Here is a 20450-nt window from a genome sequence, read left to right on the forward strand (position 1 = left end):
CGACCGAGGCTGTGTGAAAACGTAAGCCCGATGGCGACCACAGCCTTGTTGCTTCGCTCGTCGTGCGTCAAAAGGCGCCGACGCGAAGCGACGCCATCAGGCCATGATGGCCTGCATCAGTAGCCTCACGCCAAGGATCTTCATCACCCGTTTCATGTTGTAGGCCAGCACCTGCAAACTCATTTCAGTCGCGACGCGCGGCAACGTTCGCGTGAGGAAATGGGTGTAGCCCATCCACGCCTTGAGGGTGCCGAAGGTGTGCTCGACGGTCTGTCGTCGTACGCGCATCGCGTCGGGGTGTTCGTCGAGGCGCGTTTGCATGGCATCCAACACCGCCTCGTGCTCCCAGCGTCGTAGGCGACGATAACGGCTGGTGGTGCAGCTTGCACGCAGCGGGCAGGTCGGACACGCCGATGACCAGTAGACGTGGATCGTCTTGCCGTTCTCGTCCGTGCTCATGCGCCGCGTGGCCAGGTTGCCGGCGGGACACCGGTAGCTATCGGTGTCGGCGTCGTAGTGGAAATCCTCCTTGGTGAAGCGTCCGGCCGCGGCGCTGGAGGAGGTCTGCGTCTTGGGCACGAGTGGCGTGATGCCCGCCTGTTCGCAGGCAAGGATTTCCTCGCCCTTGTAGTAGCCCCGATCGGCCAGCGCGGTGAGTGCTTCGTGTCCCAAGGCTTCGCGCGCCTGTCCGGCCATGGTGGCAAGCTGATGGCGGTCGTGGCCCTCGTTGGTGACCTCGTGGGCCACGATCAGATGGTGTTGCGTATCGACGGCGGCCTGCACGTTGTAGCCGACGACGCCCGAGCCGCGACCGTGCGTGGCCATGGAGCGCGCATCGGGATCGGTCAGCGAGAGCTGTTGATCCGGCGCTTGGCGCATGCGCTCGCCTAAACCTTCGAGCTGCTGCATCTGCTCACGGACCGCGGCGAGCTTTTGCGTCAGGTGGGCCACGCGCGCTTCCGGTAGTCGGCCGGGTTCGCGATCGGCCTGATCCAGCTCCGCCAGATAGCGCGCCACACTGTGGTCGAGCTGCGCCTGGCGCGCCTTGAGCTTGGCCTCGGAGAAATTGCGATCACGTCCATTGACCGCCTTGAACTTGCTGCCGTCGATCGCGACCACCGCCTCGGTGAACAGCTTCATCCGGCGACACAACAGCACGAACTGGCTGCATACGCGGCGGATGGCCGGACCGTTGTCCTTGCGGAAGTCGGCGATGGTCTTGAAGTCGGGCGCGCAACGACCCGTCAGCCAGATCAGTTCTAGGTTGCGCTGCGCTTCGCGCTCCAGTCGACGGCTGGAAGGGACGCGGTTGAGATAGCCGTAGATATAGATCTTGAGCAGCGTCGCCGGGTGATAACCGGGGCGGCCCGTGACGGCTGGCGTGACCCCTTCGAAACCCAGCTCGCCGAGATCCAGCTCATCCACAAAGACGTCGACGACGCGAACGGGATTGTCCTCGTCGATGTACTCGTCCAGCCGTTCTGGGAACAGCACGCTCTGCGACCGATCCACCCCTTCGACGAATCGCTTCATGCGACACTCCGGCTTGGTATGACGCTAGGATCGGTGCGTTCGCTTACGGGGTGTTTTCACACAGGCTGGACCCACTGTTGATGCTGGTAGGCACGGTCTTCTTCGCAAGGGGCGCTCATTCCGTTGACGCTCCCACACTTAAATGCGATGTGGGTCCGGTGACTAAGCAGTACGGGGGCACCGATTGGCTGGTCTATAGCTGCGAGGACAAAGGATCCTTGGTCATTGTTACGGCTCCAAGTAACCCTGCCATGCCCTTCTACTTCTTCTATCTGCACTCAGATAAGGGTTATGAGCTGCATGGCGAAGGAACTGGAGACAAGCGCTTGACCGATGCGGCGTTCAATGACCTGAAAAACCTGTCTGAAGACCAGATAGCCTCACTCGTGGTCGAGACCCAGAAGGCCTCGATCCACAATTAGTGGATCGACTTACAAAAGGTCCGCTTCCGACCCACAGCGGACCACAGTAGCTCGAGCATATGTATAGAACGCTGGGCCGCCCGAATTGTCTCGGCACCTACCGCTTCACTTTTGGAAGTTTGTTACTGTTGGAGGTGTCCCAATGAGGTACGCAAGCATCCTGTTGCTATCCGCGCTCCTTCTGGCCCAGAACCTATCGGCGCAAACGGCTTTGCCGGAAAGGACGCATGACGGACGCTTCGGAACGCAGTGTTACGCGTGGGGGCGCGATGCCAGTCGTGAATTGTGCAATGTGTCCTTCTATAAGCTGATCGCCACTCCTGAAAAATACGATGGCAGATTAGTCTCGGTGGTGGGCTTTATCGTCAAGACATTTGATCAGGTAGTGCTCTACCCTTCGAAAGAAAGATATGAGGCTGACGTCCCGGTCGAAGGAATCGAGCTCATTGGAACGAGCATGGATCCGGAGGACCAAAAGGTCATGGCCCATCTGAGCCAAGGGCTGGCGCCGGTGATGGTGCTCGCTGTTTTTGATGGCAAGTACGCAGGATCGGGAATTCCGAGGCTTGGCGCATTCAGAAACATCGTCGGTATTCGCTACGTCCCGAGAATTCCTGAGGGCCCCGCACAGTGACGCTTAGGGCTCGAAACAGCCCCTTAACTGATGACGATGGGGAAGTATGAATTCTGCCTGCCCGTGCTGCGGCCACTTCACAATGCCAGAAGACGGTTCGTTCCCCGGCTCGTTCGTGATCTGTCCTGTTTGCTTCTGGGAAGATGACGACGTACAGCTTGGGAACCCCGACTTCGCTGGCGGCGCGAATCGCCCGAGTTTGCATCAGGCCCGGTCTAACTACCGCGCGTTTGGGGCCAAGGACGAGCAGGCGCGGCTCCACGTTCGCTTGCCGAGAGGGGACGAATTGCCGCCTGGTGAGACCCCTGCTTAGAATGCATTAGGTCTGCTTCCGACCCAAAGCAGACGCGTGTTGGCACGAACAAGTTCTCGCGGCGAACTGTTGTGGATCTGCATCTGCCGCCATACCGAGTTCCCGGAGTTTAGGGGTGGTGCGAGGCGAACATCGACAGCTTCGGCATGCACTTCATGCGCCCCCTCTGCGGCTGCAGAAACCGCCTGCGCAGCGCCGGAGAGGATGACGAACGGATTCCTTCACCCTGAGCATTAACGTGCCGGACCGAGGGCACGCAGCCTCCATCGTTTTCGAGACCCCGGCAGGGTTCTCTGTGCGCCACGGCACCCGGCTCGTGTGCATGAACTTACGGCAGATGCAGTGCAGCAGGTTCGAACGGCTGAAGCTGCTCTCCCCGATGGCGGAGGTGTTTCGAGCGGAAGAAAGGCCCGCCGCGATGCTCGCCGTCATAGGGCTCACCGCCGCAGACATGCAACAGGCCGCAAGAATTTTCTGTCGTCCAAAAAGCCTGGAAGTAGATCTCTCCGTTGCACGGAACGTGTCATGCCGTTGCCGCTTGCGGAAAGTCTTCATGCACTTTTCACGAGGCGCGCAATCGTAAGATAGATCGATACAAATTGTGACGAGGTTCGTGTTTTTTTTGTCGATCGCCACTCACAAGTTTGCTCCTGTGGTGCCATTCTTCGGATGCGGCAGCCGCGAATCAGTTTGAAACAGTCCGGTTATTTTCAGGGGGGCTGCGCGTGAAGTGCTGCGCGAGTACACGGGTGTCGCATCAACGGAACGAAGCGAATCAGGCCGATTCCCCAGTCATGCCGTTTCGTTTGAGTCTTCGTCATCAAACAGGGGCTGTGCAGGGTTCTTAGTAGCCGAGCGCATCGACTCGATTCCTGACGTTTCAAGAAAACGTTCATGCCATGGCGTGAGCGAAGGAGGGTTTGTTTCCTTCGCACAGGCTTGATGCATGCGCGATAGGTTTCTGCGCCCAGCACTTTGTCCTGACCGCGTCCCTGATGCCAATGAGCCACAAGGGAGCCAGGCATGAACAAGATCTATCGCAAGGTGTGGAGCCGCGCGCTGAACCAGCTCGTGGTGGTTTCGGAGTTGGCCTCGTGCCAGCGCGGTGGCGGGCAAGGCAAGATGCCCCGGCGTTCGGGCGTGCTGGTCTTGCTGGCGGCAGCAGGCGCCATGGGCTGGGTCTTGCCGGCCCATGCGCAGTCGGTGGACTGCAACCCTTCGCCCTTCAACGCCTATAACGGCACCGCCTCCTGCATGGGCTTGGGCGCCACGGCCAGTGGGCTCGGCGCGACTGCGCTCGGTTCAATCTCCAATGCTTCGGTACTGGGTGCGGTCGCGGTCGGATACGCCGCGCAAAGCACGGGGCAGAATGGCGTGGCTCTCGGTTTTCAGGCCAATGCTGCCTTCATCAATTCCATTTATATCGGAGCGCGTACCGCGGCCGGGACAGGGGCGCTGGCCAATAGCGCCATCGCCGTTGGCACCGACGTCACGGCTTCCGGCAACTCTTCCATTGCCTTTGGAACCCAGGCGGTATCCACGGCCAGCAACGCGATGGCCATCGGTATCATCGCCAACGCCACGGGTGCCTCGGCGATTGCCCAAGGCGATGGCGCATCGTCTGCCTCGACCAGTAGCGTGGCCATCGGCACGCATGCCTCGGCCGATGTGAACTCCGCCAATAGCGTCGTCATCGGTAGCGTGTCCAAAGCGGTCGGTGCGTTGAACGCCGTTGCGCTAGGCACGTCTGCTCAAGTGAACAACGGGCAAGCCACCGCCCTGGGCGGCTTTACCAATGCCACCGGCGAGGGAGCGACGGCGGTGGGTCTGTCGACGCAAAGCCTTTTTGCCCATGCGACGGCAGTGGGCTGGCAAGCCTACGCAACAGCCCTTAACGCGATCTATCTAGGTGCCCGCACCACCGGGACCGGTGCATCGGCAGAGTCGGCCATCGCCATCGGCACGGACGTGAACTCCTCGGGCACCTATTCCATCGGCATGGGCCTGCAGGCCAATGCGAGCCAGACCGGTGCAATCGCCCTCGGCATGACGACTAAATCCTCCGGCGTCGCTTCCATCGCAATCGGAGGCGACACCACCGCAGGCGCCACGGCGTCTGGCACCAATGCGATTTCGATCGGCGCAGAGTCGAGCGCCATCAACAGCAATGCTGCCGCCGTGGGCTTCGACACGCATGCCACGATGGGCAACTCGTCTGCGTTCGGTGTGAATACGAGTGCCGCGGGCACCGGTGCGATCGCTTTGGGCAGTAACTCCACGGCGTCAGGCGTCAACTCGGTCGTGCTGGGTAGCAGCGTCACAGCCAATGCCCTCAATGCCGTGGCGGTCGGCACGCAGGCCAATGCAGGCGCGAGCGGCGCCACCGCCGTCGGTGCGCTGTCGCAGGCGCTGGCCAGTTCCACCGTTGCCGTGGGTAACAGCAACACCGTGGCCGCGGGCGCAGGCACCGGCTCGGTGGCGATGGGCCACAGCTCGCAGGTCAATGGCGGCACGGGCGCCGTGGCGATCGGCGAGGGGCAGGTCGTCAACGGCAATGGCGCGGTCGCCATCGGCGATCCGAACTCCGCCAACGGCAACGGCGCGGTCGCAACCGGTGCCAATGACATTGCCAACGGCGACGGCGCGGTGGCGATCGGCAACACCAATAATGCGCAGGGCGTGGGCTCGGTGGCGGTGGGCAACGGCAGTAGCGCCCTGGCCGCCGGCGCGGTGGCCTTCGGCAATGCAGCTACCGCCAACAACGCCAATGATGTTGCGCTGGGCTCGGGCTCCGTCACGGCTGCTGCCGTGCAAACCGCGAACACCACCATCAACGGCACCACGTACAACTTTGCCGGCACCACGCCGACCAGCACGGTGAGCGTGGGTGCCTTGAACACCGAGCGCACCATCACCAACGTCGCCGCGGGCCGCATCAGCGGTTCCAGCACGGACGCCATCAATGGCTCGCAGTTGTTCGCCACCAACCAGGCCGTAACGGCAGTGGGCAGCACGGTGACGAATCTGGGCAACACCATTGCCACGAGCATCGGTGGGGGCACGACCTACAATCCCACTACCGGCGCCGTGACGACCAACGTCAGCTACGGCGGCACAACGTACACCTCGCTGCAGCAGGTATTCGACCAGATCGGTGGCGCGGTGGATGGTGGTGGCGGTATCAAGTATTTCCACGCCAACTCCATCCTGGTCGATTCGCAAGCCATTGGCGCGAACAGCGTCGCGATCGGGCCGGTGTCTACCGCCAGTACCGCCAACGCGGTGTCGATCGGCAATGGCGCCACGGCCGGGACCAACCCGGGTGACGTGGCGCTGGGTTCCGGCGCAGCCACGGGCGCGGTGGTGCAGACGGGCAGCGGCACAATCGCCGGCACCACCTACACCTATGCCGGCGCGACGCCGCTGAGCACGGTCAGCGTGGGCACGGTGGGCAATGAGCGCACGATCACCAACGTGGCGGCGGGACAGGTGAATGGGTCGAGCACGGATGCGATCAACGGTTCGCAGTTGTTCGCCACCAACCAGGCCGTGGACAACCTGAGCAATGTGGTCGCTGCCAGCAGCACGCACTACTACAGCGTCAACGACAACGGCGTGCAGGGCGGCAACTTCGCCAACAACGGCGCCACCGGTATCAACGCACTGGCTGCGGGTGTGGGCGCTACGGCGGCGGCGGACAACAGCACGTCGCTGGGTCAGAACACGGCTGTTTCGGTGCTCGGTGGCGTGGCGCTGGGCTCCGGCGCAGTGTCTGATCGCCCGATCGCACCGACCTCCGGCTCCATCACTGTGGGCACCAACACCATTCCCTACAACACAACCGACCGCAACTTGCTCGGCGCGGTCTCGGTTGGCAACGCCACCGATTTCCGTCAGATCACCAATGTAGCGGATGGCACGCTCGATCAGGATGCGGTGACCTTGCGCCAGCTCAAGGGCGCGATGAGTTCGTTCTCGGTCACGCCGATCAAGTACTTCCACGCCAACTCCAGCGCGTCCGATTCATTGGCCGTAGGTGCGGAGTCGGTCGCCATCGGTCCGCAGACGACGGTGAACGGTGACAACGGCATCGGCATGGGCAATGGCGCGATCGTGCAGCAGACTGCGCCGGGTGGCACGGCCATCGGCCAGAACGCCACCGTGAATCTTGCTGATGGCGTCGCGCTTGGAACCAACGCCACATCCAGTGGCATCCAGGCGCTGGCCTTGGGCGCGGGCTCGCAGGCGGCCTTTGCCGGCAGCGTGGCTTTGGGTTCTGGATCGCAGACCGATGCGGCCGTGGGCACCGCCAGCAGCACCCTCGGCGGTGTCACCTACAACTTCGCCGGAACCACGCCGGGGTCGACTGTGAGCGTAGGCAGCGCGGGTGCGGAGCGCACGCTCACCAACGTGGCTGCAGGTCGTATCAGTGGTGCCAGCACGGATGCGATCAACGGCTCGCAGCTATATGCCACCAACCAGTCGTTGAACTCGCTGTACACGCAGTTCAACAACCTCGCCAACGTCGTCAACAATCTGCCGCCGGCGGGTGGTGGCGGTAACGGCGGCGGTACCAACACGGTGAACAACACCTACCAGACGAGCACTAACAACACGACGGTGGCGTCGGCGACGGGCAACAACTCAACTGCGGCCGGTGCCGGCGCCACTGCGTCGGGCAACAACAGCACGGCCGTCGGCAGCGGTTCCAGTGCCGCGGGTGACAATAGCGTCGCCATCGGTGCGGGTTCGGTGGCGTCCACCAGCAACTCCGTGTCCGTGGGTTCGGCGGGCAATGAACGCACCGTCACCAATGTCGCCAACGGCGTGAACGCCACCGATGCGGTGAACGTGGGCCAGCTCGGCGAGGCCATCAACCAGGCCGAGAACTGGTCGAAAGACTACGTGGATCAGCGCTTCCAAACCGTCGACCGCCAGCTCAATCAAATCGGTAACCGCGCCAACGCGGGCATCGCCTCGGCGATGGCACTGGCGAGCCTGCCACAGGCCTATCAGCCGAATCAGAACTCGGCGGCTGTCTCGCTAGGCGCGTTCCATGGTGAAACCGGTATTGCGGTTGGCATGTCCACCATCACCGAGAGTGGCCGCTACGTCTTCAAGCTCAACGCCACCACCAACTCGCGCGGCGACGCCGGCGCGGGCGTGGGCGCGGGCGTGGTCTGGTAACAGGTGCCGCCCGGTGCCATGCGCCGGGGCGCCTCCCGAAAGCATCGAGGAGTCATCGATATGCGTAAATCATGGAAACAGATCAGCCTGGCGATCACCGCCGCACTTGCACTGGCCGCCTGCGGCAACGTCAGCCACGACGTAGCCAAGGACGGTCATTCGGCCGGCGAACTGGTGTGGCCGACACCCGACAAGGTCACACCCATGCACAAGGGCGGTACCTTCCCGAATCTCGCCAATCTGCGGCAGATGCGCGCCGGTCTCAACAAACAACAGGTCTCCGACCTGATCGGCTATCCGCACTTCAGCGAAGGTGTGTGGGGCGTACGCGAGTGGAACTACGTGTTCAACTTCCGCAAGACCGATAGCGACGAAGTGACGGTATGCCAGTACAAGGTGCTCTTCGATGATGACCACATGGCGCAAAGCTTCTACTGGAAACCCGAATCGTGCGAGGCCTTGCTTGAGCAGCCATCCCCAGCTATCACCACATCTCCTGCGCCGTCGGTGGAGAAGCGTGTGCTGTCGGCGGACGCCATGTTCGCCTTCGATAAGGGGAGTGTCGCCGATATTCTTTCTTCGGGCCGCAGCGAGCTGGACTATCTAGCCGACCGTCTGCGTGGCAGCGACGCGAGAATACATATAGCCGGCTATACCGACAGGCTGGGCACTGCCACCCATAACCGATCCCTGTCGCAGCATCGCGCAGATGCCGTCCGAGACTACCTGGCAGCCAGGGGTATCCCCGCCAACCGCATGACCTCGGAGGGACTAGGTGAAGCGGACCCTGTGAAGGAATGCCCCAATGGCCCGCAGACCCAACTGATCGCTTGCTTGGCGCCGAACCGGCGTGTGGAGGTCACGGTCAGGGAGTGAGTGACTCACTCGATCGTCCCGTTTGCTCCCCAGTCCCGGCAGACTCCTCCCTGAAGTCTGCCGGGACGCCGTTCTTCGGGATGACCATCGGCTCGGGGGAGCAGGGATCGCTATGGCAAAAGAAGACGAGTTGGGCACGGGCTATATACAACTGGCCCGTGACCTTTCACCCATCGAGGCGCAAGTCTTGCTGGGACGTCTGCATGCCGATGGCTTTGAGGCGCATTTCTGACTTCGAGTCCCCCTGACTCTATCGTCGAAGCGGGTGGCTTTGCCCACCCGGTGCACTCGGCGTCGTGGAAGAGGCCTTCCTGTTTCCCATGGCCGCCGCCAAGTCCGATGAGTTGGCACTGCTGACCGTCTACGGACAGGAGGAGCAACAGGGGCGGGCAACAGGGGTCTATGCGCCGCTCCGCCGCACCTACAAGACGATCTCGCAGTTCAACCAATTCACGAAGACGCTGAGCATCAACGGACCGGCTCCGTTCAATGCCAAGGCGGTGATGGGCAGACTGCCCGAAGGTACGCACCCGACCGACTATCGGTGGACGGGCTAAGACGTCCTGATGTGATAGGTTTATTTGCGACCCGAAACGGACGTTCCTCTTAAGGGAAACAGGAGTTCTGGCCAATGCTTGAATTAAAGGGGAAGGCGACATGGCGACTCTCGAACGCGCCATAGCAATAGCGGCTGCGGCACACGCAGGCCAGGTCGATAAAGGCGGAGAGCCTTACATTCTCCACCCGATTCGCGTGATGCTTCGAATGCAGTCGGCGCCTGAAAGGATCGTCGCAGTGCTTCACGATGTTGTCGAGGACTCCGACGTGACACTGGAGCTTCTCGGGGCCGAGGGGTTTTCACAAGAAGTCCTCTCCGCTGTCGATGCGCTGACGAAGCGTAAAGGCGAATCCCGGTCGGATGCAGCGCGCAGAGCAAAGAAAGATCGTATTGCGCTCGCCGTCAAGCTGGCCGATAACGCCGAGAACATGGATCTTTCGCGGATAGCGGCGCCGACAGAGCGGGATTATGTGAGGCTGGAGGAATACAAAGTCGTCCGGGCAATTTTGCTTGGAGCAGCGGAGTAGGCCAGCGCTGGGAGCGCCCCATCTCGATCCACCTGGGCTGGACACCTCATCAATCACGGTGCCGTAAAGCGGGCATGAGTGAGTACAGGCATTGCGCGGTCAGCAACCCCATTAGGATTGGGAAAAGCAGAACGGCTCCTGGTCAGGTGGCGACGCTAATGTCGAGTCACCCTTGGATGCCTGGATGAGAGGCGACTTTGATCCAGTGAATGACGAGATCACCGAGCAACGGGCGAACGCATATTCGAATCAGTGGCGCGCAAGTGGCTCCTGGCCGGGTCGCGAGTAGAGAGTTGGCAATCTATCGGGTGCAGCTTCGATCTGATTAAACTGGAAGTGTCGTCCAGAACAAGGACTGAGCCCATGAATACTGTCAAGAGAAGTCTGCTGTGCGCGGCTCTTATCACGATGGCATGCGTCCGATGGATCCTGAGCGGACAGCAGGACTCTGTGACTGAAAGAGGCCTGCCGGAAGTGTCGAGGTCGGCTTCGCACATACTCCGCCGCCAGCGTCCCGGGCCACATGCCCGACCTGAGAACCCATGTGGCCGGCGGTCGACGCACTGGCGCAAAGGTCCGCTTGGATTCAAGCAAGCCGCCAGCGCTTGGCCTCGATTCGGCCATAAATGCGTGCGAGACTGCCGCCGTATCTAGGGGGAAATCTATGGATCGGATATCAAACTCTGGCCGTGCCTTGGGCGTGGCCAGATGGATGTTGTGCCTGGCACTAACCTCACTGGCCGGCTGTGGCCGCCACGAAGGCGACAAGCCTGCGTTGCAGGGCCATCCAGTCCCGGCCGCTTCGGTCGCACAGACGGCCAAAGGCAGTGTCTTTACCCTGCTCAGCGAAGGCTCGCGCGCGCAGGACTCGCGCACCGAACTCGTACTGACGTTCAGCACGCCGCTGGCATCCGCTCAGTCGTTCGATAGCCTGCTTTCCCTCAGCGGACCCAACGGCGAAACGATCAGTGGCAGCTGGAGCCTGGGGAGCGATGGCAAAACCCTGGTCTTTCCGTTTGTCCAGGCCAACCAGCACTATGCCGTGCAGGTGCGAGCGGGCCTGATGGCGGCAGATGGCCGGTCACTGGGCGCCGACCTGAAGCGCGACGTGTATTCCGGCAGCGTACCGGCCGCGGTGGGCTTCGCCTCAGTGGGCAGCGTGTTGCCGGCGCGAGGCTCGCGCGGACTGCCGCTGGTGTCGGTGAATGTGCACGATGCGGATATCGAGTTCTTCCGTGTTCACGACGATGCCATCTCCGATGTGTTCTGTGCCTTCCCCGCCAACAAGCATCGTGGCGAGTACGAACTGCAGCATCAGATCAGTCCCTGGGACAGCTGCAATAACGGCAAGCGCAAGCGTCGCCCCATCACGGACATGGGTGATTCGGTTTACGCCAACCACTACACCTTGGGTGGCGACCCCAATGCCCGTACGATCACCTATATCCCCGTGCAAAAGGTCGCTGAGCTGTCGCAGCCGGGCGTCTATATGGCGATGCTCAAGCAGGGCGGTACCTACACGGGCACCTACGACACGGCCGTGTTCTTCGTCAGCGATCTGGGCCTGCACCTTCGCGTTTACCGCGACAACGTGTTGCTGCACGTGGCGTCGTTGCACGACGGTTCGCCGGTGAGTGGCGTCGCGGTGGAAGTGGATGACGCCGATGGCAACGCCAGGCTCAAGGCCACGACGGACGACGATGGCAACGCCCTGATCGCCTACAAGGTCCAATCCACCGACGTGCTGATCGCCCGCAAGGGCAAAGACGTCTCGGTGCTGCCGTTCAACCGCCCCGCGCTGGACATTTCCAATTTCGATGTCACCGGCAGGAAGCAGGCGCCGTTCGAAGTCTTCGCATGGTCCGGGCGCGACCTGTACCGACCCGGCGAGACCTTGCGCGCTTCCGCGTTGTTGCGCGACTACGACGGCCGGCCCATGAAGCCGCAGACGCTATTCGTCCGCCTCAAGCAGCCCGATGGACGCAGCCTGGTCGACACCCGGCTGGAGCCCAAAGACCTCAACTACTTTGAGCTGAGCCAGGCCATTCCCGCGGATGCGCCTACCGGCTTGTGGCAGCTCGAGTTCCGTCTGGATCCGGCCAGCAAGGAGGCCGTGCAGGCCTTTCCTTTCCACGTCGAGGAGTTCCTTCCCGAGCGGCTGAAAGTGGATCTTTCCAGCCCGCAGGCACGGCTGGCGCCGTCGGAGCCGCTGAAGCTGGTGGTGTCCTCCAGCTACCTCTATGGCGCACCGGCCGACGGCAATCGCGTCACGGCCAAGCTCCTGATGAAACCCGAAGTGCATCCGCTGCCGTCCCTGCCGGACGTCTTCTTCGGCAATCCTCTGGTGGATCTGCCTGCCGCTGCCGCGGACGTGCTGGACGCCAAGCTCGACGCGCAAGGCCATCTGGAGCAGGACATCGCTCTGCCCGGCGAGGTGAAACCGGTGGCGCCACTGACCGCGACGCTTTCGGGCAGCGTGTACGAAAGCGGCGGCCGTGCGGTCACGCGCCTGCTCGATCGCGTGTATTGGCCGGCGCCCGCGCTGACGGGCGTGCGACCGCTGTTCGATCCCAAGCAGGGTGCGCCCAGCGAAGGGCAAGCCTCGTTCGAAGTGATGCGTGCCGACATGGACGGAAAGCTGGTGGCGGGCAAGCATCTGAAAGTGCGCCTGCAGCAGGAGATTCGGGACTTCTACTGGTTGTACGAACACGGCGACGAATGGAAGTCCAACGCCAACGTGCAGCTATCGCTGGTCGAAGAGAAGGATGTCGACGTCGCGCCCGGCCAGCGGGTGAAGGTGAATTTCCCCGTGCTCTGGGGCGGCTACCGCCTGGAAGTGTACGACCCCGAAACGCAGCTCACGTCCGTGTTCCCGTTCTTCGCCGGCTACAGTTGGGACGACCAGAACACCGGCAAGGAAGCGCGCCCGGACAAGGTAAAGGTGGCGCTGGACAAGGCGCGATACCGCGCCGGCGACACCATGAAAGTCACCGTGACGCCGCCGCATGATGGACAAGGCGTGCTGCTGGTGGAGTCGGATCACTTGCTCTACATCCGCAACATCAAGGCCACCGCCGGTGCGACGTTCGACATTCCCGTGACCAAGGAGTGGGAACGCCACGATGTCTATGTGGTCGCGCTGGTGTTTCGTGGTGGCGACGCGTCGGAAAAGACCACGCCCGCCCGCGCCATGGGTGTGGAGCACGTGGCCATGGAGCGCAATGACCGGCGCATTCCCCTGAAGCTCAGCGCGCCAGCGCTGATGCGCCCCGGGCACCCGCTCGATGTGACCGTGCGGGCTGAGGGGCTGTCCGGCAAGAAGGCCTATGTCACTGTGTCGGCCGTCGACCAGGGTGTGCTCAACATCACCAGCTACCCGGTGCCTGACGCGTGGGCCTGGATGTTCGCGAAACGCGCGCTGAGCGTGGATGCGTATGACCTCTACAGTCGCGTCATCGAGGCGATGGAAGGTGCGGAGGCACGCTTGCGCTACGGCGGCGACATGAGCGGCAAGGGTCTGCCGCACGGTGCGCGCCTCAATCCAAAGGTGCAGATCGTTGACCTGTTCGCGGCGCCGGTGCAGTTCGATGCGCAGGGCAAGGCGACCGTGCAGTTGCTGGTGCCGGACTTCAACGGCAGCCTGCGGCTTTCCGCGCTGGCCTATGCCGACGATGGTTTTGGCAATGCCGATGGCGCCGTCACCGTGCGGGCCCCGTTGGTGGTCGAGCCGAGCACGCCGCGCGTGATGGCGGGTGGCGACAAGGCGCAGATCAGCATCGACCTGAAGAACCTTTCGGGCAAGGACGGCGTCGCCAAGGTGAGCGTGAAGGGGGATGGCCTTATCAAGGTGGCCGACGCCGCGCGCAGCGTGCCACTGAAGGACGGCGCCGGTACCACGCTGGTCATGCCTGTCACCGCGGACCAGGGTGTGGCCGTGGCGAAGATCGATATTCACGCGGAACTCAACGACTACCAGGTGGATCGCCACTTCGAGTTCGCCGTACGCAACGCGTGGCCTGACGTGGTGAGCACGGTGCCGATGGCCATCGAAGAGGGCAAGCCGGTGCGCCTGGATGGCAGCGCCATAAACGGGCTCGTGTCGTCCACCGTGCGCAACCGCCTCACCCTGAGCCTGTTGCCGCCCTTGCCCTATAGCGCCGCGTTGTCCGAGCTGTTGCGTTACCCCTATGGTTGCATCGAGCAGACCACCAGCAAAGGCTACGCGGCGCTTTATCTGGACGAAAAGACGGCGCGCACGCTGGGCACATCGGGGCTTGGCGAGGCAGGGCGCAAGGCGGCCGTGGAGAGCGCATTGGCGCGCATCGCCTCGTTCCAGGCCAGCAACGGGCATTTCAGTTTCTGGGGTGGCACCAGTCCCATCGAAACATTCATGACACCCTACGTGGTCGACTTCATGCTCGATTCGCGCGAGGCGGGTTTCGCCGTGCCGCAGGAGGTATTGCAGAAATCGCTGCAGCGATTGAACGACGATCTGCTTGCCGGCGGTCATCCCTATTACTCCTACGAGCATCACGATCACCTGCGCATCGCCGACGAGGCGTACTCAGGCTACGTGCTCGCCCGCGTCAACCGGGCGCCGCTGGGAACGCTGCGCGCCATCTTCGACAACGAGCGGCAGAAACTCGTCGGTCCGCTGCCGCTCGTCCACTTTGGTGTGGCCTTCAAGCTCATGGGCGACAACGAGCGTGCGCAGAAAGCCATCCAGGAGGCATTTGCGTGGAACAAGGAGCGCCCGTGGTATGTCGGTGACTACGGTTCGGACCTGCGCGACCTGGGCGTGATGGTGGCCTTGACCCATGCCTATGGCCTGAACAAGCCCGAGTACGACGCCGCCTTGATCGATTGGGCGCGCAACGCGACCACCAAGGTAAAGGCCGGCAACGAGAAAGTGCCGTACTACCACTGGTCGTGGTCCTACCTCAGCACGCAGGAACAGGTAGCGATTGCGCGCGTGGCACACGCATTCGATGCGGGTGGCAGGGGAGCGCTCGCCGCCTCGGTGCGCATAGGCGCCAAGACGGAAACCGTTCCTGATGGACAGACGATCTGGGTGCGCGATCTGACCCCCGCTGACATGGAAAGCGGTGTCACCGTGCAACCAGCCGACAAGGGCACCGTGTTCGCGACGCTCGACGTGGCCGGCATTCCGCTGAAGGCGCCCGCCGCCGATGACAGCCAGGTCGACGTGCGTCGACGTTACTTCACCACCGACGGCAAACCCTGGGCAGGCGGCAAGCTGCGCGAGGGCGACACGCTCATCGCCGAAGTCAGCATGGAAGCGCGCGTCGACATGCCTGACGCACTGCTCACCGATCTGCAGCCCGGCGGCCTGGAAGTGGAAAACCTCAACCTTGGCGGCGCGAAACAGTGGGAGGACATCGTGGTCGACGGCATCCGCCTGACCGAACACGAAGGCGCAGCCAATGTGGTGCACGAGGAATACCGCGACGACCGCTATGCCGCGGCGCTGTCGCTGCGGCGCGGCGCCACGGCACGCGTGTTCTATGTGGTGCGCGCCGTGACTCCGGGCACGTACACCGTGCCGCCTCCGCTGGTGGAAGACATGTATCGCCCTGCGATTCGCGGCTACGGCGTATCTGCCGTCGGGCAACTCACCGTCGAAGAACCCTGAGCGCATCCGGGCCGCGCGCATCGCGCGGCCCGGCCAGCGGACTGACCGATGCACGCTCCCGTTCCCACCCGTCACCACCCGGTACGCGGACCATGGCGTCGCCTGCTGCGGGCGTTGGTGGTGGCATGTGTCGGCATCCTGCTGGCGGCCTTGCTGCTGGATCGCCTGTTTCCGCTGCGATTACCGGGACCCGATACGGGCAGCACCGTTGTGCTGGCGAAAGACGGCACGCCCCTGCGTGCCTTCGCCGATGGCGATGGCGTATGGCGCTATCCCACCACCGCCGCGCAGGTGTCGCCGCTGTATCTCAAGGCGCTGCTCACTTACGAAGACCAGGCCTTCTATCGTCACCCCGGCGTGAATCCACTCGCGCTGGCGCGTGCCGCCTGGGGCGTGCTGCGCCATGGACATGCCGTGTCCGGCGGCTCCACGCTCACCATGCAGGTGGCGCGCATCGTCATGCCGATGCCGCACACGGTCAGCGGCAAGCTGGTGCAGATCGTGCGCGCGTTTCAGCTGGAGGCTCACCTGAGCAAAGCGCAGATTCTGGACGTCTATCTCAATCACGCCCCCTTCGGTGGACCGATCGAAGGCGTCGAGGCGGCCTCCTGGGCCTACCTGGGCAAGCCGGCACGACAGATGTCGCACGCCGAAGCCGCGTTGCTCGCCGTATTGCCGCAATCGCCCAGCAGCTATCGCCCCGACCGTCATCCGGACGTAGCGCGACGCGCGCGGGACAAGGTGCTCAAGCGCATGCAGGAGCAGGGCCTGTGGCATGCCGCCGAGGTTGCCGATGCCAGGCTCGAACCCGTCACTGCGCGCTCCCTGCGCTCGCCTCTGGATGCGGCGTTGTTGGCCGAACGGCTTCATCGCCAGCAGCCGGCCGAGCGCCGTATCGTCACCACCATCGATGCGAACCTGCAGCGGGCCGTCGAAGATCGCGTCAGCGAATATCTGTCGCGCCTGCCGTCGCGCACATCGGCCGCCGTGCTGGTGGTGGACAACGCCACGCTGGAAACGCGGGTCTATGTGGGCACAGCCGAATTTGGCGATCCGCGTCGGCTTGGCCACGTAGACATGGTGCATGCATCACGTTCGCCGGGTTCCACGCTCAAGCCATTCCTCTACGGGCTGGCGCTGGATGACGGACTGATCACCTCACAGAGTCTGCTGGTCGATGCGCCTCAGGATTTTGGCGGCTATCGACCGGCCAACTTCGACGAGGCGTTCCGTGGACCGGTCAGCGTGGCACAGGCGCTGCAGCTGTCGCTCAACGTGCCGGCTGTCGATGTACTCGACCGCGTCGGCGCCAATCGTTTCGTGGCACGGCTGGCCAACGGCGGCATCGACCTGCGCTTTCCTGCAGGCGGTTCGCCCAATCTTGCCGTCATCCTGGGTGGTGCTTCCACCCGACTGGAGGATCTTGTAGGTGCCTATACCGCCTTTGCGAACGGTGGCGTGGCGGGAACACCGCGTTACACGACGTCGCAATCCGCGCAGCCGCGACGGCTGCTCAGTCCGGGAGCCGCATGGATCATCCGCGATATTCTCTCGACCAATGCTGCCGATGTCGCTGGCGCACCGCTCGACGGCACGTTGCGCTCGCAGGACGCCATCGCCTGGAAAACCGGCACCAGTTATGGCTACCGCGATGCGTGGGCAATCGGCGTCACGGATGACTGGACCTTCGGCGTGTGGATCGGCCGTCCCGATGGCACGCCATCGCCCGGCCAATACGGTGCCGTGACCGCGTTGCCGCTGATGTTCAGCGTGGCGACCATGCTTGCGCCCAGTCACGCCAACCCACGCACGGCGCGTCCAGCATCCGTGGGTGCCGTAGACATCTGCTGGCCGCTGGGTGGCTCCGCGAACAACACGCCCGCGGCGCTGTGCCGCGATCGTCGCACGGGGTGGACGATCGACGGCGCACTACCGCCCACCTTTCCCGAGCGCGACGTTTCCGCCTGGATGGGCGGCTTGCTGGCCGTGCGCGTGGACGCGCATCAACGCCGTCTCAGCGCCACCTGCCATGGCGCCGGCGAACACACCGTGACACTGGCGCGTTGGCCAGCGCTCGCCACGCCCTGGCTGGCGCCGGCGGATGCTGCCGCGTCGGCGCTGCCACCGCTCGCGCCAGGCTGCGATCCGGATTCGCTGGAGGTGGCCAACCCCATCCGCATCGCCGGCATCAGCGACGGCGCCATCCTTCGCGCGGCGCCCAACAGCGATGCACCACTTTCGGTGACGTTGCGGGCGTTGGGTACGTTGGAGCGCGTGCAATGGCTGCTCGACGGCCGCCTGCAAGGCGACAGTTCGGGCCCGGCGCCCATGCGGCTGGCGCTCGCCCAACCGGGCACGCACCAGATCACCGCCCTCTCGGCCCACGGCGCTTTCGCACGCCTCACGCTCTCTGTGTTGCCGCCCGCGTCCCCGGCCGGCGCATCCCTGAGGCACAGCAGCCTGACGGCGCAGTAGGCTCCGCACAAGCCGACCTGACAGTGTCTGTATTCGAATCGAGGCGAACATGGCCGGCGCCGCAAGATCGGCAAGATTCAGAGGGCAGCGCGCATGCCAGGATGCGCCGCCAACTCGGTGACGACTTGCCGTATAGACTGCTGAAGCACCAGAAAACGATGAACGCGTGACTTGTTCAAAGAAGGGTTCGGGGGAATCCATGACTGCAGGTAGATACAGCGTCGCCGGCATGATGAAAGCCGCTTGCTTCGTCGCGATGGCCATTGCCATCCCGTCGGTGGCTGCTGCGAATGGCGCGGACGGGGTCGCAATCACTTTGGCGCGATCGGCCTGTTACGGCTCGTGCCCGGCGTACAACGTGACGATCCATGGTGATGGACTCGTGCAGTTCACCACCGGCGCGTCCCCTATCGACGGGGTGGATGCACTGCATCGGCAGTTCGCCCGTTCCAGCAGCGTATTGCTTCCGGGAACGCATGAAGACAAGGTCCGCCCCGAAGTGGTGGAGGCGTTGTTAAAGCAATTTGAAGCGGCCAATTTCTGGCACCTCAAGAACGCCTATCGATACCCCGTGACGGACGGGCCGACTCACATCGTGACCTTGGTAGTGGGCGATCGGAAAAAGACCGTCGTCGACTATATGGGCACGAAAGCCGGGATGCCTCAGGCGGTGGAAGACCTGGAAGCTTCGATCGATCGCATCGCTGGCACGGACCGCTGGGTCACGGGCAGTCCCGGCCTTATCCCCTGGCTCGAGCAGGCCGGGTTCGATTTTCACTCCAACTATGCCGCGGCGCTGGCTGTGGAAGGTGAGATGGATGACGCGGATGAGGCCACGGTCGTCGCGTTCATCGATCGCGGCGCCCCCTTGCAGCAGTCGGTACTACCGCAGGGAAATATGCCAGGCGAACCCGAGGTCGCGGGCATCACGTTGATGGAAAGCTCGATCAGACGGGGGCATGCGAACCTGTTCAAGCGCCTGGCAAATGAGGGTTGGCTTGACAGGCTTGGCAAGGACAAGGCCGCTGTGGTCTTTGCAAGCACTGCGGCGGGATGCTCTCCGGCCATGGTTGATGCGGCAGCGGATGCTGGCGTCGATATCGATTTCTCCCTGCCAGACGAGAGCCTCGACGGTTCCAGGGAGAAGACGGCGCTAGCAGCGCTAGGGAATGCCTACACCTGCCGCCAGATCGAAAATGCGCGCTCCCTGACCGCCGCGCGCCTCCTTGCGCGAGGGGCGAATCCCAACCACCGGGACAGCCTGGGAAGAACGCCTATTTATGGCGTGGAGGACCTCGAGCTCCTGAACGTTTTGCTGCTCCACGGTGCCGATGCCTCCGCTAAATCGAACAATGGGAAAAGCATGGTGTTCGGAAGCTGGAGCGACGCCATCGTATTGCGACTGCTGGAAGCCGGCGCGAGCCCCGTCGGGCGATATGACTATGACGGGAAGACGCTTGCCCAGGAGGCAAAAGCCCAGAACATGCGGCAGGTGACGAAATGGCTGCTCGGACACCCCGAGGCATTTCAACGCTGATCGGGTGAGGCAGGCAGGGTGAAAACGTTGAGACGAATCGGGCATGTCCGCTTTCGACCCTGAGCGAACATTCTTGTATTGGCGTATTGAAAGCTACTAAGGAAGACTGATGCCTGACAGGAATTTTCCCATCGGAAGGTGCATCCGATTTGCCATTCTAGCTGGCATGCACGCGCTCTTGCTTGGTGTAGCCACTTCTCTTCCTGGCTGGCTAGCGGGCTGCGTCGTGTTCGTTAGCTGGCTGCCCTGGCTGCCACTCGCCTGGCTGGGTCTGCCCGTTATGGTGGCGCCCGCGATACCTATACCCAACCTGGCCGGAAACCTTTGGAGCATCGTTGTATGGGCGGCTTTTTATTGGTGGCTAGCGGGTCTTATTGGCCGACGGGCAGGGCACACCAAATCAGGTCCTGTCATCGCCGAGTAATGTGCGCTTTCGACTCGAAGCAATGAGATGGACTCCTCCCCGTCTTCGGCATCGAGTGCCAGACTGGAAGCGATTAGAACCAGTCGCTGGCGAAGAGGAGTCCACCCATGAAGCTTACGCGCATCGGAGTAGACGTGGCCAAGCAGGTCTTCCAGGTCCAAGGGGTTGATCGACACGAGCAACCGATATGGCGTCGCCGCCTGTCACGAGATCGTTGGCTGAAGGCCGTGCAGGAGGTGGCCGAGCCGGGTTGCGAGATCGGCATGGAGGCGTGCGGCGGTGCGCATCATTGGGCACGCCAGTTGCTAGC

At 63.1% G+C, this 20450-nt stretch carries 11 protein-coding genes and 1 pseudogene; 11 read left to right on the forward strand and 1 reads right to left on the reverse strand.

Annotated features, from left to right (window positions below; genetic code table 11):
- Nucleotides 1-96 precede the first annotated feature (96 nt).
- Nucleotides 97-1533, reverse strand: coding sequence for an IS1182 family transposase (locus tag AC1DKY_RS21145; protein ID WP_441605690.1), 1437 nt, complete (start codon nt 1531-1533; stop codon nt 97-99).
- 158 nt (nt 1534-1691) lie between these two features.
- On the opposite strand from AC1DKY_RS21145, the gene AC1DKY_RS21150 reads away from it, so the two are divergent.
- From AC1DKY_RS21150 to AC1DKY_RS21200, 11 genes and pseudogenes are all read left to right on the forward strand, one after another.
- Nucleotides 1692-1955 carry a hypothetical protein gene (locus AC1DKY_RS21150; RefSeq protein ID WP_477180044.1) on the forward strand — a complete coding sequence of 88 codons (264 nt, stop codon included), beginning with the start codon at nt 1692-1694 and terminating at the stop codon, nt 1953-1955.
- 142 nt (nt 1956-2097) lie between these two features.
- Nucleotides 2098-2589 carry a hypothetical protein gene (locus tag AC1DKY_RS21155; protein WP_441611310.1) on the forward strand — a complete coding sequence of 164 codons (492 nt, stop codon included), beginning with the start codon at nt 2098-2100 and terminating at the stop codon, nt 2587-2589.
- Between the two features lie 46 nt (nt 2590-2635).
- Nucleotides 2636-2902: a CPCC family cysteine-rich protein gene (locus AC1DKY_RS21160; RefSeq protein ID WP_441605606.1), complete on the forward strand. Its 267-nt coding sequence runs from the start codon at nt 2636-2638 to the stop codon at nt 2900-2902.
- 1023 nt (nt 2903-3925) lie between these two features.
- On the forward strand, nt 3926-8089 hold the full coding sequence (locus AC1DKY_RS21165; protein WP_477179826.1) for an ESPR-type extended signal peptide-containing protein: 4164 nt from the start codon (nt 3926-3928) through the stop codon (nt 8087-8089).
- A gap of 60 nt (nt 8090-8149) precedes the next feature.
- Complete coding sequence (locus tag AC1DKY_RS21170; RefSeq protein ID WP_441605607.1) at nt 8150-8965, forward strand: OmpA family protein; 816 nt, start codon at nt 8150-8152, stop codon at nt 8963-8965.
- Between the two features lie 296 nt (nt 8966-9261).
- Nucleotides 9262-9522: a hypothetical protein gene (locus tag AC1DKY_RS21175; RefSeq protein ID WP_441605608.1), complete on the forward strand. Its 261-nt coding sequence runs from the start codon at nt 9262-9264 to the stop codon at nt 9520-9522.
- 100 nt (nt 9523-9622) lie between these two features.
- Entirely contained in the window at nt 9623-10051 is a 429-nt protein-coding gene (locus tag AC1DKY_RS21180) for an HD domain-containing protein (RefSeq protein ID WP_441605609.1), read from the forward strand.
- 664 nt (nt 10052-10715) lie between these two features.
- Nucleotides 10716-15704 carry an alpha-2-macroglobulin family protein gene (locus tag AC1DKY_RS21185; RefSeq protein ID WP_441605610.1) on the forward strand — a complete coding sequence of 1663 codons (4989 nt, stop codon included), beginning with the start codon at nt 10716-10718 and terminating at the stop codon, nt 15702-15704.
- Nucleotides 15705-15752: 48 nt separating this feature from the next.
- Nucleotides 15753-18179: a penicillin-binding protein 1C gene (pbpC, locus tag AC1DKY_RS21190; protein ID WP_441605611.1), complete on the forward strand. Its 2427-nt coding sequence runs from the start codon at nt 15753-15755 to the stop codon at nt 18177-18179.
- 199 nt (nt 18180-18378) lie between these two features.
- Entirely contained in the window at nt 18379-19716 is a 1338-nt protein-coding gene (locus AC1DKY_RS21195; protein ID WP_441605612.1) for a DUF6438 domain-containing protein, read from the forward strand.
- Between the two features lie 531 nt (nt 19717-20247).
- Nucleotides 20248-20450, forward strand: a pseudogene (locus AC1DKY_RS21200) (IS110 family transposase); the annotation flags it as partial.

Source organism: Dyella sp. 01N448, from assembly GCF_056399225.1.

What these genes read in the sequence shown, in the direction of transcription:
- AC1DKY_RS21145 (WP_441605690.1), bottom strand. Translation starts at nt 1,533, where the DNA reads ATGAAGCGATTCGTCGAAGGGGTGGATCGGTCGCAGAGCGTGCTGTTC.
- AC1DKY_RS21155 (WP_441611310.1), top strand. Translation starts at nt 2,098, where the DNA reads ATGAGGTACGCAAGCATCCTGTTGCTATCCGCGCTCCTTCTGGCCCAG.
- AC1DKY_RS21160 (WP_441605606.1), top strand. Translation starts at nt 2,636, where the DNA reads ATGAATTCTGCCTGCCCGTGCTGCGGCCACTTCACAATGCCAGAAGAC.
- AC1DKY_RS21165 (WP_477179826.1), top strand. Translation starts at nt 3,926, where the DNA reads ATGAACAAGATCTATCGCAAGGTGTGGAGCCGCGCGCTGAACCAGCTC.
- AC1DKY_RS21170 (WP_441605607.1), top strand. Translation starts at nt 8,150, where the DNA reads ATGCGTAAATCATGGAAACAGATCAGCCTGGCGATCACCGCCGCACTT.
- AC1DKY_RS21180 (WP_441605609.1), top strand. Translation starts at nt 9,623, where the DNA reads ATGGCGACTCTCGAACGCGCCATAGCAATAGCGGCTGCGGCACACGCA.
- AC1DKY_RS21185 (WP_441605610.1), top strand. Translation starts at nt 10,716, where the DNA reads ATGGATCGGATATCAAACTCTGGCCGTGCCTTGGGCGTGGCCAGATGG.
- pbpC (WP_441605611.1), top strand. Translation starts at nt 15,753, where the DNA reads ATGCACGCTCCCGTTCCCACCCGTCACCACCCGGTACGCGGACCATGG.
- AC1DKY_RS21195 (WP_441605612.1), top strand. Translation starts at nt 18,379, where the DNA reads ATGACTGCAGGTAGATACAGCGTCGCCGGCATGATGAAAGCCGCTTGC.